The 14,296-nt window shown below is 65.0% G+C and carries 12 protein-coding genes and 1 pseudogene; 8 read left to right on the top strand and 5 right to left on the bottom strand.

All coding sequences use genetic code 11. From position 1 onward, the window contains the following. A partial coding sequence (locus GEV06_13700; protein MPZ18950.1) for a hypothetical protein occupies positions 1 to 222 on the bottom strand: 222 nt, incomplete at its 3' end. 14 nt (positions 223 to 236) lie between these two features. On the opposite strand from GEV06_13700, the gene GEV06_13695 reads away from it, so the two are divergent. Continuing rightward, a complete protein-coding gene (locus tag GEV06_13695; GenBank protein MPZ18949.1) occupies positions 237 to 1,526 on the top strand; it encodes a 4Fe-4S dicluster domain-containing protein in 1,290 nt (429 codons plus the stop codon). On the opposite strand, the gene GEV06_13690 is transcribed toward GEV06_13695, so the two are convergent. Then, on the bottom strand, positions 1,523 to 2,653 hold the full coding sequence (locus tag GEV06_13690) for a response regulator (GenBank protein MPZ18948.1): 1,131 nt from the start codon (positions 2,651 to 2,653) through the stop codon (positions 1,523 to 1,525). The two genes, GEV06_13695 and GEV06_13690, sit on opposite strands and share 4 nt — an antisense overlap. Here GEV06_13690 and GEV06_13685 point away from each other — a divergent pair. Beyond that, positions 2,570 to 3,349: an SDR family oxidoreductase gene (locus GEV06_13685; protein MPZ18947.1), complete on the top strand. Its 780-nt coding sequence runs from the start codon at positions 2,570 to 2,572 to the stop codon at positions 3,347 to 3,349. The two genes, GEV06_13690 and GEV06_13685, sit on opposite strands and share 84 nt — an antisense overlap. 28 nt (positions 3,350 to 3,377) lie before the next feature. Here the strand turns inward: GEV06_13685 and GEV06_13680 are convergent, their stop codons facing one another. Together GEV06_13680 and GEV06_13675 are read right to left on the bottom strand one after the other, a co-directional pair. Beyond that, positions 3,378 to 4,760, bottom strand: a complete 1,383-nt coding sequence (locus GEV06_13680) for an FAD-binding protein (GenBank protein MPZ18946.1) — start codon at positions 4,758 to 4,760, stop codon at positions 3,378 to 3,380. A gap of 552 nt (positions 4,761 to 5,312) precedes the next feature. Next, a pseudogene (locus GEV06_13675) lies at positions 5,313 to 6,161 on the bottom strand (GntR family transcriptional regulator). Between GEV06_13675 and GEV06_13670 the strand changes: the two are divergent. After that, positions 5,805 to 6,716 (top strand): hypothetical protein, encoded by a 912-nt coding sequence (locus tag GEV06_13670; protein MPZ18945.1) that lies wholly within the window; start codon positions 5,805 to 5,807, stop codon positions 6,714 to 6,716. The pseudogene GEV06_13675 and the gene GEV06_13670 sit on opposite strands and share 357 nt — an antisense overlap. Before the next feature lie 36 nt (positions 6,717 to 6,752). Continuing rightward, on the top strand, positions 6,753 to 7,232 hold the full coding sequence (locus GEV06_13665; protein MPZ18944.1) for a hypothetical protein: 480 nt from the start codon (positions 6,753 to 6,755) through the stop codon (positions 7,230 to 7,232). A 37-nt stretch (positions 7,233 to 7,269) separates the two neighbouring features. On the opposite strand, the gene GEV06_13660 is transcribed toward GEV06_13665, so the two are convergent. Beyond that, on the bottom strand, positions 7,270 to 7,635 hold the full coding sequence (locus GEV06_13660; GenBank protein MPZ18943.1) for an NIPSNAP family protein: 366 nt from the start codon (positions 7,633 to 7,635) through the stop codon (positions 7,270 to 7,272). Between the two features lie 368 nt (positions 7,636 to 8,003). Here GEV06_13660 and GEV06_13655 point away from each other — a divergent pair, with 368 nt between their 5' ends. The 4 genes from GEV06_13655 to GEV06_13640 all read left to right on the top strand — a co-directional run bounded on the left by GEV06_13655 (position 8,004) and on the right by GEV06_13640 (position 14,198). Next, entirely contained in the window at positions 8,004 to 9,461 is a 1,458-nt protein-coding gene (locus GEV06_13655; GenBank protein ID MPZ18942.1) for a glucose sorbosone dehydrogenase, read from the top strand. Positions 9,462 to 9,637: 176 nt separating this feature from the next. After that, entirely contained in the window at positions 9,638 to 10,762 is a 1,125-nt protein-coding gene (locus GEV06_13650; GenBank protein ID MPZ18941.1) for an MBL fold metallo-hydrolase, read from the top strand. Then, positions 10,759 to 11,637, top strand: a complete 879-nt coding sequence (locus tag GEV06_13645) for a hypothetical protein (GenBank protein MPZ18940.1) — start codon at positions 10,759 to 10,761, stop codon at positions 11,635 to 11,637. The genes GEV06_13650 and GEV06_13645 overlap by 4 nt, the downstream gene beginning before the upstream one ends. Before the next feature lie 2 nt (positions 11,638 to 11,639). Next, a complete protein-coding gene (locus GEV06_13640) occupies positions 11,640 to 14,198 on the top strand; it encodes a c-type cytochrome (GenBank protein MPZ18939.1) in 2,559 nt (852 codons plus the stop codon). Positions 14,199 to 14,296 lie beyond the last annotated feature (98 nt).

Raw genomic sequence — 14,296 nt, 5'->3', positions numbered from 1 at the left:
CCGCATCCGCGGATTCGGATCCTGCATCTGCTCGCGGACGAGCGCCGCATCGAGGGCGCCGAGCCCCTCGAGCGTCCAGAGCGCGTGAAACCGCGCCAGTAAGTTCTTCGATGTTCGCGTGAGCTCCTGGAGGGCGGGCGCGACCGAGGTCTCCTGCTTCAGCACGAGCAGTCGCTGCGCCGTATCACGCCACCAGCCGTTCGGATGATCGAGATGCGACACGAGTTCAGCAGTGCATGCATTGCGGCATGTGCCTGCCGACCTGCCCAACCTACGACGCGACGAAGCGTGAGCGGCACAGCCCACGGGGTCGTATCGCCTTGATGCGCGCCGTGGCCGACGGTGAGCTGGACATCGGCCCAGAGTTCGCCGCCGAGATGAGCTACTGTCTCGGCTGCCTGGCGTGTGAGACCGCGTGTCCTGCTGGCGTGCAGTACGCGGATCTGCTCGAGCATGCGCGACACGCGATCGAGCGGAACGGGATCAACACCGGTGCGGCGCGCCGGTGCTGGCGAGCGGTCACGCTGGGGCTGCTCTTCGTGCACCCGCGCCTGCTGAGGGCCGCGGGCCTCTTGCTACGCTGGTATCAGCGCAGCGGCATGCAGGCGTGGCTGCGGCGCGTGGGCCTGACCGCGCTGCTGCCGAAGGGCCTTCGGGAGTTGGAGCCCCTCACGCCGCCTGTCGCGCCCGCCTTTTCCAACCGGCTGATTCGGTCCGAAGAGGCGCCTCGTCACGGCGCGGCGCGACACACTGTTGCGCTCCTGACCGGCTGCGTGCAAGACATGCTGTTTCCCGACATCAATCGGGACACAGCGGACGTGCTTCTGGCGAACGCATGCGCCGTGCACACGCCACCGACGCAGCCCTGCTGCGGTTCCTTGCACGCGCACAACGGCGAGCTGGAGAGGGCACGCGCCCTCGCGCGGAGGATGATCGACCAGCTACCGGCGGAACGTTACGACGCCATCATCACGAACTCGGCCGGCTGCGGTGCCCATTTGCGACGCTACGGGTCGCTGCTCGCGGAGGATGCGCGGTACGCGCAGGTGGCCCGTGTCTGGGCCGACAAGGTGCGTGACATCCACGAGTGGCTGGTCGAGAGCGATTGCCGGCGCCCTGGCGCATCGCCCTTCGACGAAGCGGTGCAGGTTACGTATCACGACCCTTGCCATCTGGCGCACGGTCAGAAGATCACGCAGCAGCCCCGAGAGGTCTGCCGATTGCTACCGGGTGTCTCGCTCGTCGAGCTCCACGAATCGACCTGGTGTTGCGGCAGCGCCGGCGTGTACACGATCACGCAACCTGCGCAGTCCGACGCCTCCCTGGCGCGAAAGATTCGCAACGTGCTCGCCACCGGCGCCGACCTGGTCGCGACAGCGAATCCCGGTTGCCATTTGCAGATCGAGCGCGGTCTGCAGCAGGCCGGCTCCGGCATGGCGGCGATCCATCCCGTATCGCTGCTTGCTCGCGCGTATCGACGGGAAAGGGATCGAGGGATCGAGGGATCGAGGGATCGAGGGATCTAGGGGTCTAGGGATGAAGGGTGTGACGTTGACCACGCTGAGCGTGTGGCCCCATCGAATCCCTTGATTCCTTGATCCCTTGCCCCCTTGGCCCTTACAGTGGCTGCCGCAGCCAGCTTTCGAGCTGTGGGCGATAGCAGCGGCTCATGACGAGCTCGGTGCCGTTCCGCAGCATCACGTTGGTAATCACCATGGCTGCGCGGTTGGAGCGATCTGATGCGGCTGGTGTTGACGACCGACGAGCGATGGACGCGCACGAAGCGAGAGGGGTCGAGCCGCTGTAGGAGCTGAGCGACACTGGATCGGTACAAGTGCGTCCGCTGCCCCACGTGGAGATGGACATAGACGCCGCACGCTTCGATCCAGTCGACATCGTCCACGTCAAGGAAGGTGATGCGCCCGTTCACCTTGAGAACCAGCCGCGTGAGGTAACCGGGCTCGGCGCTCGCGCCACCGCGCTCCGCCACCAGGCTCACAATTCTCGGATCCGCTTGGCGTCCCGTCTGCGACCGAATGAGCCGACAGACCCGTCGAAGCGCTGTCTCGAAACGCTCGTCGCCGAACGGCTTGACCAGATAGTCCAGCGCGTGCGCCTCGAACGCCTGGATCGCGTACGTGTCATACGCTGTGATGAAGACGATGGCCGGCAGCAGCTGCGGCTCGACCGATTCGACCACACCGAAGCCATTCAGATTCGGCATCTGAATATCGAGGAACATCAACTGCGGTGTGCAGGCGCGAATCAGCTCGACGGCCTCCCAGCCGTCCCGGCACTCCCCCACGACCTCGACCTCCTCGCTGCACCCGAGGAGGTCCAACACGCGGCGCCGCGCCGGTCTCTCGTCGTCCACGACGATGGCTCGAATGGTCTCCATACGTTCGCGAGGCTGTAATGAGCGCGTCACCAGTGTAACGCTGTCGGCACCGACGGGTCGACAGGAACCACACCATCGACAACAATGGTGCCGCGCGCCGTCCGGGGTGCAGGTGCAGGCGCCTGGGTGCGCCATTTGACGACGGGTGAAGGATGAAGCATGAGTAAATCGATGACACACACGAAGAGTCTCGACAGATTTCGGCTCGATGGCCGTCGCGCGCTCGTGACGGGTGGCGCGCGCGGCATCGGCCATGAGATTGCCACGGCTCTCGCCGAGGCTGGTGCCGACGTCGCCTTGGCAAGCCGTTCGCTCGAGGCCTGTGAGACCGCCGCATCGCAGATCGCCGAGGCCACGGGCCGGCGAACGGCCGCATTCACGGCGGACGTGACCGTCGGCGCTGACGTCGAGCGGCTGGTGGGAGCGATCGAGGCGGACTTTGGTCCCGTGGATATCTTGGTCAGCAACGCCGGCACGAACGTGCGCGGTCCCGTCGAGCAGCTCACCGAGGCCGACTGGGACCTCGTCATCGACACGAACCTGAAGGGTCCCTTCCTCTGCGCCCGGGCGGTGGGCCCCGGCATGGCGAAGCGCGGGTGGGGTCGCATCATCAATCTGGGATCCATCATGGGCGTGGTCGCGCTGGCGGGCCGTGCGCCGTACGCCTCGTCCAAGGCGGGCGTGATCAACTTGACCCGGGTTCTCGCGCTGGAATGGGCGGGCAGCGGTGTGACGGTGAATGCCTTGTGCCCCGGTGTGTTCGCGACCGACATGAATCGGCAACTGATGGACGACCCGGCGAAGTATCAGGAGTTCGTCAGACGCGTGCCTCTGGGACGTTGGGGTGAGCTGCACGAGCTCGCCGGCGCGGCGTTGTTCCTGGCGTCCGAGGCCTCCTCATACGTGACCGGCAGCGCGCTCTTCGTAGACGGCGGCTGGACGGCCTGGTAGGCGGAAGGCGTCAGCGTTCAGGGCTCCCTTACTCGAAGATCTTGCCCGGATTGAGGAGCCCCTGCGGATCGAGCGCCTGCTTGACGCGGCGCATGAGGTCGTAGCTGGCGTCGCCCATCTGCTGGCGGAGCCATTGCTTCTTGGCCAGCCCGACGCCGTGCTCACCGGTGATCGTCCCGCCGAGTGCCAGCGTCTTGGACACAATCGCGTCCAGGGCGAGGTGGACCCGACGCATTTCATCGGCGTCGCGCTCGTCGGTGAGAAACGTCGGATGGAGATTGCCGTCGCCCAGATGGCCGAAGGTGCCGACCTGCAGCCCGTAGGAGGCGGCGGTCTCGGCAATGAACGCCACTAGACAGGCCACCTCACTGCGCGGCACCGTGACATCCTCCAAGATGGTTGTCGGCTTCACGCGCGCCAGGGCCGACAGGGCATGCCGGCGCGCCGCCGTCAGTCGGGCAGCCTCCGCCTCGGTCCGCGCACGCCGGACCTCCGCCGCGCCGAATTGGCGCGCAATCTCCTCCATGCGCGCTATCTCGTCGGCGACGGCGGCAGGATGGCCGTCCGTGCTCATGAGCAGTAGCGCGGCGCATTCGGTCGGCAGGCCAATACGCGCGTAGTCCTCGACGCACGTCACCGTGATCCGGTCCAGAAACTCCAGCGTGCACGGAATGATCTTCGCGGCAATGATGGCGGATACGGTCTCAGCGGCATCCTCGAGGCGACCATACAGCGCAAGCAGGGTGCCCTGCGCGGCGGGTCGCGGCAGCAGCTTGAGGACCACCTCGGTGATGACGCCAAGCGTCCCTTCGGACCCGATGAACAGGTCCTTCATCGAATAGCCAGCCACGTCCTTCACCGACCGATTGCCGACGCGCGCGACGGCGCCATCGGCCAGCACCACCTCGAGCGCCATGACATAGTCGCGGGTGACGCCGTACTTCAGGCCTCGCAGACCGCCCGAATTCTCCGCCACGTTGCCGCCGATGGTGCTAATCCGTGCGGAGCTGGGATCGGGTGGATAGAACAGCCCGTGGACGGCGGCGGCCCGGTCGATCTTCTCGGTCACCGCTCCCGCTTGCGCGCGCACCGTGAGGTTCCGCGCATCGACGTCGAGGATCGCGTCCATCTGCGCGAGGCACATGACCCATCCTTCGCGCACTGGGACGCTGCCACCGCTGAGACCAGTCCCCGAGCCGCGCGTCACGATCGGCACGCCATGTTGTGCCGCCAGTCGCACACAGCCCGCAACCTGCTCGGTCGTGCGCGGCAAAATCACGGCATCCGGCTTGACCCTGAGCGCCGCTGTTCCATCGAAGCTGTAGGGGATGACGTCCTCGGCGCGTGTGAGCAGCCCACTCGAGCCGACGAGGGCGATGAGGTCGCGGTGGATGGTGTCTGACAAAGCCATGGCCGAGACGAGGCCACCAGATCGTTACCACGGCTCGTCCGCGCACACATCGCCTTTGTTACGAGAAGGACGAGACCGTCATGAGTGGGTCGACGGCAGGTCAATGCTGCGGGTACGGCTGTACTTTTCGACCAGCAAGAGGCTGGCCGCCCTCGTGTGCGCGGCGGCCAGTCGGCCGGCACGTGCAGTGTCGTGCGCCATGATCGCCTCGAGGATCGCGCCATGTTCGTCCCAGATCTGCCGCGGGTAGCCGGCCACCGCGAACGTGGCGGCCATGACCCGCCACATGTTGATCCACTGCCCGCGCATGACATCGGACAGAATCCGATTGCCGACCGCATCGTAGAGCGCCGTGTGAAAGCGGAGGTCGAGGTCGATCGCGCCCGGCACCGAGAGGTCGTCACTGGCGGTCGCGTTGCGGCCAGCGTCCACGATCACTTCGACCGCCTCCCAGGTCAGGTCGGTTCGCTCGGCCAGGCGCTCCGCGACGTGACGCTCGACCCCTTCTCGAAACTCGTACAGGTCGCGAATCAGCTCGGCATCGAGCGGCGCGACGATTGTTCCCCGCAAGCGATCGGTCTGCACGAGGCCCTCGCGCTCCAGCACCACCAGCGCTTCGCGGATTGGTGCGCGGGAGACCGCCAGACGGGCGGCGAGGTCCTCTTGACGAATGCGACTGCCGGGGCCAAGGTCTCCGCGCAGGATCGCGGCCCGAATCCGCTCCGCTGCCCGATCTGCCAGATCCGAAGCACGTTTGATGCGCCGCATTTTTTGGATTCTGGATCCACGCGAATGTGGCGTCAAATCCTCTGAATCCGAGATGGAAGCCTGTTGACAGCCACGAAGCGTCGGATCTATAGTCACTCGATTCTCGATAGTACTGGATCCAGGATCCGTTTTCGGTTTGCGGTAACGCGTGGCACGGACGGCGCAGCCCGATCTCGGGTACAGTGGCGCCGTGCTGCCCCGACCAACACAGGCATCGCCCCGCCCGGCCCAGGCCCCCAGCCGACACTGCGGTGCATCAGCTGACGGGACCTGTGCATGGAGCTCATCCAAGCCCACCCCTATCGGCACGCGATCGGTCGCCGACCGGCGCTGGCGCGCGCGCGACGCTCGACCCAGCCGTCCAGACGCTGGATCCTCCTGGCGGGCGTCTCGACGCTGATTGTCGGCGCCGCCTCGCTGCTCACATTCGCCCGTGGCGCCCCGTTCAGCGCGCACGCCTCGTGGTACGCCTGGGCGCTGCTGGTATCGCTGATCCTCTGGGTTATTGCTGCCATGCAACGCGCCGTCGAGTATCGCCGTCATCTCACCGCACTGCACACGCGCGCGTCCGAGGTGGAGCGCGAGCTGTCGGAGTCGCGGCTTCGCTTGCTCCAGATGCAGTTGCATCCACATTTTCTCTTCAACGCGCTCAACACGGTATCAGCCCATGCGGAACACGACGCCCGCACGACTCGGCTGCTCATCGAGCACTTGGGCGAGCTCCTGCAGTGCTCACTCGAGAACCTCCACGAGCGTGAGATCGAGCTTGGCCGAGAGCTGACCTTTCTCGCGCGGTACGTGGAGTTTCAGAAGATCAGGTTCGAGGATCGCTTCGACGTCGTCCTGAACGTCGACGACCAAGCATCGGCGGCGCTGGTGCCTCCGGTCATCCTGCAACCGCTGGTGGAGAATGCCATCCGCCACGGCGTGCTGGTGCGTGGGCGCAAAGGAGTGATTCGTGTGGAGGCGTGGCGAGACGACCGACAACTGCATCTGTCGGTGCGGGATGACGGACCCGGTCTGCCGCGTGGGTGGGATCTCACCTCTCGCGGCGGCATTGGGCTGCTCAACACGCGCGAGCGCCTTCGGCAGTTGTACGGCGAGACGAATCAAAGCTGCGCGATCTTCAACCAGCCGGAGGGCGGCGTCTCCGTGGAGCTGACGCTGCCTTTCCGGTCAACTTCGTAGAAGGTTCGAGGCCCGAGGTTTAGCGAGCGACCTCCCATGATCATCGAGAAGTTCCGGACAGCCATCGTCGACGCTGAAGCGGCGACACGAGCACACGCGCACTGGTACAGTCGGAGCCACGCGGCGCCGAATGGCAACACACAGACTACACGTGCGCAGGTTGGAACCGAAGAACCAGGATATCTCGAGCGCATCGTAGTCAAATCAGCGGACCGCATCACGCTGCTCGACGTCAACGAGATCGACTGGATCGAGGCGGCCGGTGTCTATGTGCATCTCCATGTGGGAGCCAAGACGCACCCGCACCGCGCAAGCGTCACCCAGCTCCTCGAGCGCCTCGATTCGAGGCTGTTCGTGCGGATCCATCGCTCCGCGGCCGTCAATCCAGCCCGCATTCGCGAGCTCCAGCCGCGGACGCGCGGCGACTACACGGTCATCCTCGCCGATGGGACGGAGTTGATGCTGAGCCGCGGCTATCGTTACGGGCTGGAGCGATGGCTACGGCAAAAACTGTAAAGACAGGGCTCAGAGGCCACGCCCCTGACCCCTGACCTTACTTGAGGGGAGAGAAATCGGCAGGCTCCACGAAGAGGGACTCGACGTTGTCGGTCAGAGAACCTTCGGCCTCGGCCTCCGAGGCCGCAAGCGCCTTCTGCCACACCGGATCGGCTCTAAAGGCGTCCCAGCTCTGTTTTGCCGCCTCCCGACTCGGGTAGGCCAGGATGTAGATGAGCGTATTTTGCGACAACGGACCGTCCTGCGGCGTCCAGTAGCCGATATTGGTCATCCCATGCTTTTCGAACAGACCTATGGTGTGATCGCGGAAACGGGCTTTGAGCGCCTCGAAGTTGCCTTCGGACGCTGTATAGGTTCTGATCTCGAACACCCGATTGGCCGACTGCGCATGCAACTCCGGCATCGGCACGACGAGGTCGCGAAGCAGGAAACCGCTGACGAACGCCACAGCGCTCACAGCGAGACAGGACCACGTTTTCATCGACATCGAGAAGCCTCCTTCGGGGCACCAGCGTCAACGCGACATCTTAGAACGTCGGATGACCGGCTCATGACGATGGCGCGGCGATTGGTAACAAAAGGTATGACATCGGTTCCAGCGCGGAACTAGTGTCCTGAGCTCAGGTTGATCTACGGTCGTCAGTATGGAACGTTTCACCGGCGCCATCCAGCCCCGGCGCGTTCCCCCGGCGGAAGGTATCCCTCACGGTGCGCGTCATCAGCGGCTCTCACGTTGCAGCGATAGCGTCCATTGTCATGACCGGGCTCGCTATGACATCGGTCGCAGAACTGTCCCCGTTACAGACTCCCCCCACCGAGCGGCCGGAGACGCCGCCTCGAGCAACACGGAAGCCGCGCCAGCCTGCCGATCCGTATACGCAGATTTATACCGACTACTGCTCAGGCTGTCACGGCTCGACGTTGAGCGGCGGCCGGGCTCCCACCCTCTTCGATGACACCTGGCGCGGCGGCGGCGACGACGCGAGCCTGACGACGAGCATCAGAGAAGGGCTGCGGGGCACCGAGATGCCGCCGTTCAAGGAGGTCCTGACGGAAGCGCAGATCGAGGGCCTCATCGGCTATCTCCGCCGACAGCGTCTGCTCGTCGAGAAGAACGCGTCGAGGGCTCGACACCCCGCGGGTCAAGTCGTGCGCTCCGAGCAGCAGACGTTCAAGCTCGAGGTCGTGGCGGAAGGGCTCGCCACGCCGTGGGGCATGGCCTTCCTACCCGACGGCCGACTGCTCGTGACCGAGCGTCCTGGTGGGCTGCGCGTGATCGAGAAGGGCAAGCTGCTGCCAACGCCTATCGCCGACACGCCCACGGTGTGGACCGAGCAGGACGGTGGGTTGTTCGACATCGAGGCGCACCCGGATTACGCAGAGAACGGGTGGCTCTATCTGTCGTATGCGGAGCCTGGCAAGCAAGCGACGTCGATGACGACAATCGTCCGCGGCCGCATCCAGAACGGCCATTGGGTCGATCAGGAAGTGTTGTATCGGGCGCCGGCAGATCTCTTCTTCCCCACCAACGTCCATTACGGCTCACGATTCCTGTTCGACAAGCAGGGACATCTTTTCTACACGATCGGTGACCGCGGCCACGACACCGACGCGCAAGATCTGTCGCGGTCCAACGGGAAGGTGCACCGCGTCAACGGCGATGGGACGGTGCCACGCGACAACCCATTCGTCGGACGCGCCGGAGCGCTGGAGTCGATCTGGAGCTACGGCCATCGGAATCCGCAGGGGCTCTCCCGTCATCCCGTGACCGGGGAGCTGTGGGCTGCAGAGCACGGCCCGATCGGCGGCGACGAGCTGAACCGGATCGAGCCTGGCCGCAACTACGGCTGGCCGCTCGTCACCTTTGGTCGCATGGGACGAAACGCCCAGCCGATTCCGACTGAACAGCGCGGGATGGAGGCGCCTGTCACACACTGGAACCCGACGATTGCACCGAGCGGCATCGCGTTCTACACTGGCGACCGCTTCCCGGCGTGGAAAAACGACCTCTTCGTGACCGGCCTCGGTGGCGAAGCGCTCCGGCGTCTCGAGATCGACGGAGACAAGGTCCTGCACGAAGAGGTCGTCTTCACGGAGTTCGGCCGCGTTCGTGATGTGAGCACCGGACCGGACGGCTATCTCTACGTGGCCCTGGCCGTACCGGGCGTGAGGGTGTCGGATACGACCCCCGGCATGATCGTGCGGCTCGTACCGGCTGGCGACGAGTAAGGGCCTGTCAGGGAATAAGTGTGCCGTTCTGGGTGTCGAGGCGCCCGTCTGGCAAGGCGCGAGGAGCGCGCATACCAGGCCGTATGTAAGCGACGAGCAACGCCGCCAGGCGGGATGCCTCGGCGGCCAGAATGCCACCCTTATTCCTTGACGGGCCCTTAAGAGGATGAACTGTGATGCGAGCAACGATTGGATGCGTTCTCACCTTGACCCTGATGGTCTTCACGGCTCGCGCGCAGGGCCAGCAGCAGACATTGGACATCTACATTGTCGACGTCGAGGGCGGCAAAGCCACGGTCTTCGTGTCGCCTTCGGGTGAGTCGGTGCTCGTCGATACCGGGAGTCCTGGCGACCGTGATGTCGAACGGATCATGGCAGCGGTCACCGACGCCGGGCTCGAGCAGATCGACTACTTGATTAGCACCCACTATCACGGCGATCACATCGGTGGGCTTCAAGAGCTCGCAAAGCGGATTCCAATCCGCCACTTCCTCGATCACGGGCCGACGGTGGAGGAGCAGGAACACGTGGAGGGTTTTCAGGAGGCGTACGCGTCGCTGTACGGCAAGGCGAAGCACACCGTGGTGACGCCGGGCGACACCGTGCCTGTGGCAGGCCTCGAGTGGCGCATCGTCACCGCTGCCGGCAAGACTCTGCAAGACCCTCTCTCAGGTGCAGGTCAGCCGAACCCGTACTGTGACGACTTCGAGCCCCGAGAAAACACAGGAGATCCAGAAAATGGCCAGTCGGTCGGTAGCGTCGTTGCTTACGGCGAGTTCCGCCTGATCGACCTGGGCGATTTGTTGTGGAACAACGAACGTGACTTGATGTGCCCGACCAATCCGATAGGAACGGTGGATCTGTACCTCACGTCGCACCACGGGCTCGACCAGTCGGGATCCGCGGTCCTGGTGCACGCGCTTCAACCGCGCGTCGCGATCACCCAGAACGGCACGCGTAAAGGCGCCGCCGAGCAGACGTTTCGCATCCTACACGCCTCTCCAGGCCTCGAGGATCTCTGGCAGCTGCACTGGTCGCACACTGGCGGCATCGAGTACAACCCTGCGGGAGCATTCATCGCGAACGTCGAGGAGCCAGCGGCTCTCGCGACGATTCTCACCACCCCTCCGCCCCCACCAGGAGCGCCTCGACGAGGCCGCCGAGGCCCAGGTCATACCGGGCCGGCGCACTGGATCAAGGTCTCGGCGCACGCAGATGGCACGTTCACTGTCACCAACAGCCGGAACGACTTCAGCAAGACCTACCCGTCGCGATCGCGCGACCGAGAGCAAAACCCATGAGCGCTACACACCTTACGACCGTCCGCCTGGCCCTCCTTGCGATCTTCGCCGTGTGCGTGTACACGCCACTCACGGCCCAAGAGCAGCCGCTCAGCATCTTCATCCGCGCTGGCGAAAAGACGCACGGTCCGGGCGAGCATGATTACCCACGCTTCCTCGAGGACTGGAAGAAGCTGCTGACCGACCGTGGCGCGGTGGTCGACGGCGCGTTGCGCTTCCCGACAGAAGCGGAGTTGTCCAAAGCGGACGTGCTCATCATCTACAAAGGAGATGGCGCCGACATCACGCCCGACGAGCGTGTACGGCTCGACGGCTTCCGCGAGCGCGGAGGCGGTTTGGTGGTGCTTCACGACGGGATGTGCGGTGATGACGCGACATGGTTCGCTGGCGTTGCCGGAGGCGCGAAGCAACACGGCGAGCGGAACTGGTGGCGCGGCGTCTTGAAGATGCACCTGGAGGATTCATCGCACCCAGTTCTACAAGGAGTCTCTGACTTCGAAATGGACGACGAAGGATTCTTCCTCCTCCGGAAGGCACCGGAGATGCAGGCCCTCGCCAGCGCGCCCATTCCAGACCAGGGCTCGGTTCCACAATTGTGGACCTACGAGAAGACGTTGTCCGGCGGTGAGCCGTATCGCGCGTTCGTGTCGCTCCAGGGGCACTACTACTCGATCTTCGAGCTCGAGCCATACCGTCAGCTCTTGCTACGTGGCATTGCGTGGGCGGGCAAGCGTCCAATCGATCTGCTCACGGGAGCCCTTGAGAGCGCGAAACTTGACGCCTTGCGTCAAGTTCGGGGCTCGCAAGTGAGCGTCGCGGAGCGCGGCCCGCGGTCCGCTAGAACAGCCAACCCGTCAGGTGATGCGCGAAGGTGAGCGTGATCCGGTCATCCCTCTGGCTCGTACTGCTCCTCGCGGCCGGCCTGACCGCTTGCCATCGGACACGCGCGGACCGCAAGTGGCCGCCTGATGTTCAGGAGGTGGCAGAAGCCTCGATCCCTCTCGCCCCGAACGAGGCGATGAAGACGTTCTACATGCCACCCGGCTATTCTCTCGAGCTCGTGGCCAGCGAGCCGATGATTGTCGACCCGATATGGATCGATATGGACCCTGACGGCAGGCTCTGGGTCATCGAGATGCGCGGCTTCATGCCAACCGCCGACGAGCGCAACACGACACGGGCCCCTGTCTGTCGCGTTGTCGTGCTCGAAGACGACGATGACGACGGCGCGATGGATCGGAGCACCGTCTTTCTCGATGATCTCGTGCTCCCGCGCAGCCTGAAGGTGCTCGACCAAGGCGTCCTCATCGCGGAGCCGCCGAATCTGTGGCTGGCCCGCGACACGGATGGTGATCTCCGTGCCGATAGCAAGGAGCTCGTCCGTGACGACTTCGGGCGATACGAAGGCAACCCAGAGCACAATGCGAACGGCCTGTTGTGGGGCCTCGACAACTGGATCTACACATCCGAGCACGACGGTCACTTTCGGTTCGAGCGAGGCAAGCTGGAACACCACCCGACCGTGAGGCGCGGACAGTGGAGCCTCACGATGGATGACGTGGGCCGCGTCTACCGCAATTGGAACGAGCAGCCCGCCTTCGTCGACCTGTTGCCAGGGCGCTACTACGCGCGAAATCCTAATCTCGTGCGAACGCGTGGCAGCTACGAGCTCCTGATGGATCCCGAAGAGATGACCATCTGGCCGGTGCGGCCGACCCGTGGCGTCAACCGAGGATACCGAGAAGGGACGCTGCGGCCGGATGGAACGCTGAGAACCTACGTCTCGGCAGGCACGCCAACGGTCTACCGCGGTGACCGTCTTCCGACCGAGCTTCAGGGCAATCTCTTCGTGACCGAGCCGGCTGGCAACCTCGTGCATCGGCTCGTCCTGGTCGAGGAAGAGGGGAACCTCCGCGCCAAGAACGCGTACGAGCGCGGGGAGTTTCTCGCCTCGACCGACGAGCGCTTCCGCCCGGTGAACCTGCTCGCGGCCGCCGACGGCACGTTGTATGTCGTTGATATGTATCGAGGGATCATTCAGGAAGGGCAGTACCAAACGGAGTACCTCCGGAACTACATCAAGACTCGGAAGCTCGACGTCCCCCTCGGTCTTGGCCGCATCTACCGCGTCGTCCACGAGTCGACGCGGCGTGATCGGAAGCCGGCGCTGTCGAAGGCCACGCCGTCAGAGCTCGTGGCGTTGCTGTCGCATCCCAACGGCTGGTGGCGCGACACAGCGCAGCGCCTGCTGGTGGAACGGGGCGAGACGTCAGTGGTGCCGCCCCTGAAGCGGCACGCCTCGAGCGCGACGGATCACCGTACGCGCTTGCACGCCTTGTGGACCGTGGACGGGCTTGGCGCCATGGACGAGACGACGGTCGCGCGAGCGTTGACCGACCGATCGCCATATGTCCGCGCCTCGGCGATCCGGCTCGCTGAACGTTGGCTCGGTGAACCGGATCACCCGCTGCAAGCCGCCGTCCTCGAGCGTCTCGACGATACCGACAACGCCGTTCGGCGGCAGTTGGCCGCGTCGCTTGGCGCGCTGCCGGAGCCCATGCGAGAGAAGTCCCTGATCACGGTGCTCGAGCGCTTCGGCGACGATCCGGTGGCCGTGGATGCGGCCATCAGCGGCCTACAGGGGCGTGAAGCCGCCGTCCTCGAGACGCTGCTCGAATCAACCGACGAGCTCGATGACGCGGTGGCAATGCTTGCCGGTGCGCTCATGCGGGAGGGCGAGCCTGCGGCGATTGAGCGTATCTTCCAGTGGGCAGGGCAGACTGGACGCGCTTCGTGGCAGTCCGAGGCGCTCCTCCGCGGTGTGGAAGCCGCGCTCCCGGGCGGCGCGCCAGGCAGCGCTCCTAGCGGTGGTGGCCGCGGTCGGGGAAGAACAGCACCGGCCATGGCTCTAGCGCACAAGCCGGACGCGCTCGTCAGGTTGGCGGCGGCCGGTCGCGGCGGCCTCAGTGAGCTGGCGGCGCGCGTTGCCGCGCGATTGGACTGGCCCGGCAAGCCCAACCCCACAGCCAACGCGTCTGGCGGGTCGAGATCTCCCAAGAAGGCGCCGCTCACCGCCGAAGAAGAAGAGCGATTTGCAGCCGGCCGGGAGGTCTACGAGAATCTCTGCGTGGCATGCCATCAGACGGACGGGCGTGGGCTGCCGAACGTGGCCCCGACACTCGTCGGATCGAGATGGGCCGTCGGTGAGCCAGGCCACGCCATACGGATCGTCCTCAACGGCAAAGAGGGTCAAGAGATGATGCCGCCGTTGGAGTCTCTCTCCAACGAGCAGATCGCCGCGGCGCTGACCTACGTACGGCGTGCGTGGGGACAAACCGCCTCACCGGTAGATCCGGCCCTCGTGAAGCAGGTGCGGGCGTTGTCAGCAGATCGGACACGCCCCTGGACCGAAGAGGAGCTGCTAAGAATCAGATGACATCTACACCGTCACCCGTGTCCGTTCCGCGCAGTCTGGCCGCGCCGACGCGCACACGCCGTTGGAACGGGCAAGCGAGCGCGTGCAGTAACCGTCAG

The sequence above is a fragment of the Luteitalea sp. genome (genome assembly GCA_009377605.1).
Classification (GTDB): Bacteria; Acidobacteriota; Vicinamibacteria; order Vicinamibacterales; family Vicinamibacteraceae; genus WHTT01.
The sequence above is the reverse complement of the archived record's forward strand: the minus strand, read 5'-3'. Positions and strand labels throughout refer to the sequence as shown.

Bases quoted from the DNA above. Each gene is read 5' to 3' on its own strand.
- GEV06_13695 (MPZ18949.1), top strand. From the start codon at position 237: ATGCATTGCGGCATGTGCCTGCCGACCTGCCCAACCTACGACGCGACG.
- GEV06_13685 (MPZ18947.1), top strand. From the start codon at position 2,570: ATGACACACACGAAGAGTCTCGACAGATTTCGGCTCGATGGCCGTCGC.
- GEV06_13690 (MPZ18948.1), bottom strand. From the start codon at position 2,653: ATGGCCGATGCCGCGCGCGCCACCCGTCACGAGCGCGCGACGGCCATC.
- GEV06_13680 (MPZ18946.1), bottom strand. From the start codon at position 4,760: ATGGCTTTGTCAGACACCATCCACCGCGACCTCATCGCCCTCGTCGGC.
- GEV06_13670 (MPZ18945.1), top strand. From the start codon at position 5,805: ATGGAGCTCATCCAAGCCCACCCCTATCGGCACGCGATCGGTCGCCGA.
- GEV06_13665 (MPZ18944.1), top strand. From the start codon at position 6,753: ATGATCATCGAGAAGTTCCGGACAGCCATCGTCGACGCTGAAGCGGCG.
- GEV06_13660 (MPZ18943.1), bottom strand. From the start codon at position 7,635: ATGCCGGAGTTGCATGCGCAGTCGGCCAATCGGGTGTTCGAGATCAGA.
- GEV06_13655 (MPZ18942.1), top strand. From the start codon at position 8,004: ATGACATCGGTCGCAGAACTGTCCCCGTTACAGACTCCCCCCACCGAG.
- GEV06_13650 (MPZ18941.1), top strand. From the start codon at position 9,638: ATGCGAGCAACGATTGGATGCGTTCTCACCTTGACCCTGATGGTCTTC.
- GEV06_13645 (MPZ18940.1), top strand. From the start codon at position 10,759: ATGAGCGCTACACACCTTACGACCGTCCGCCTGGCCCTCCTTGCGATC.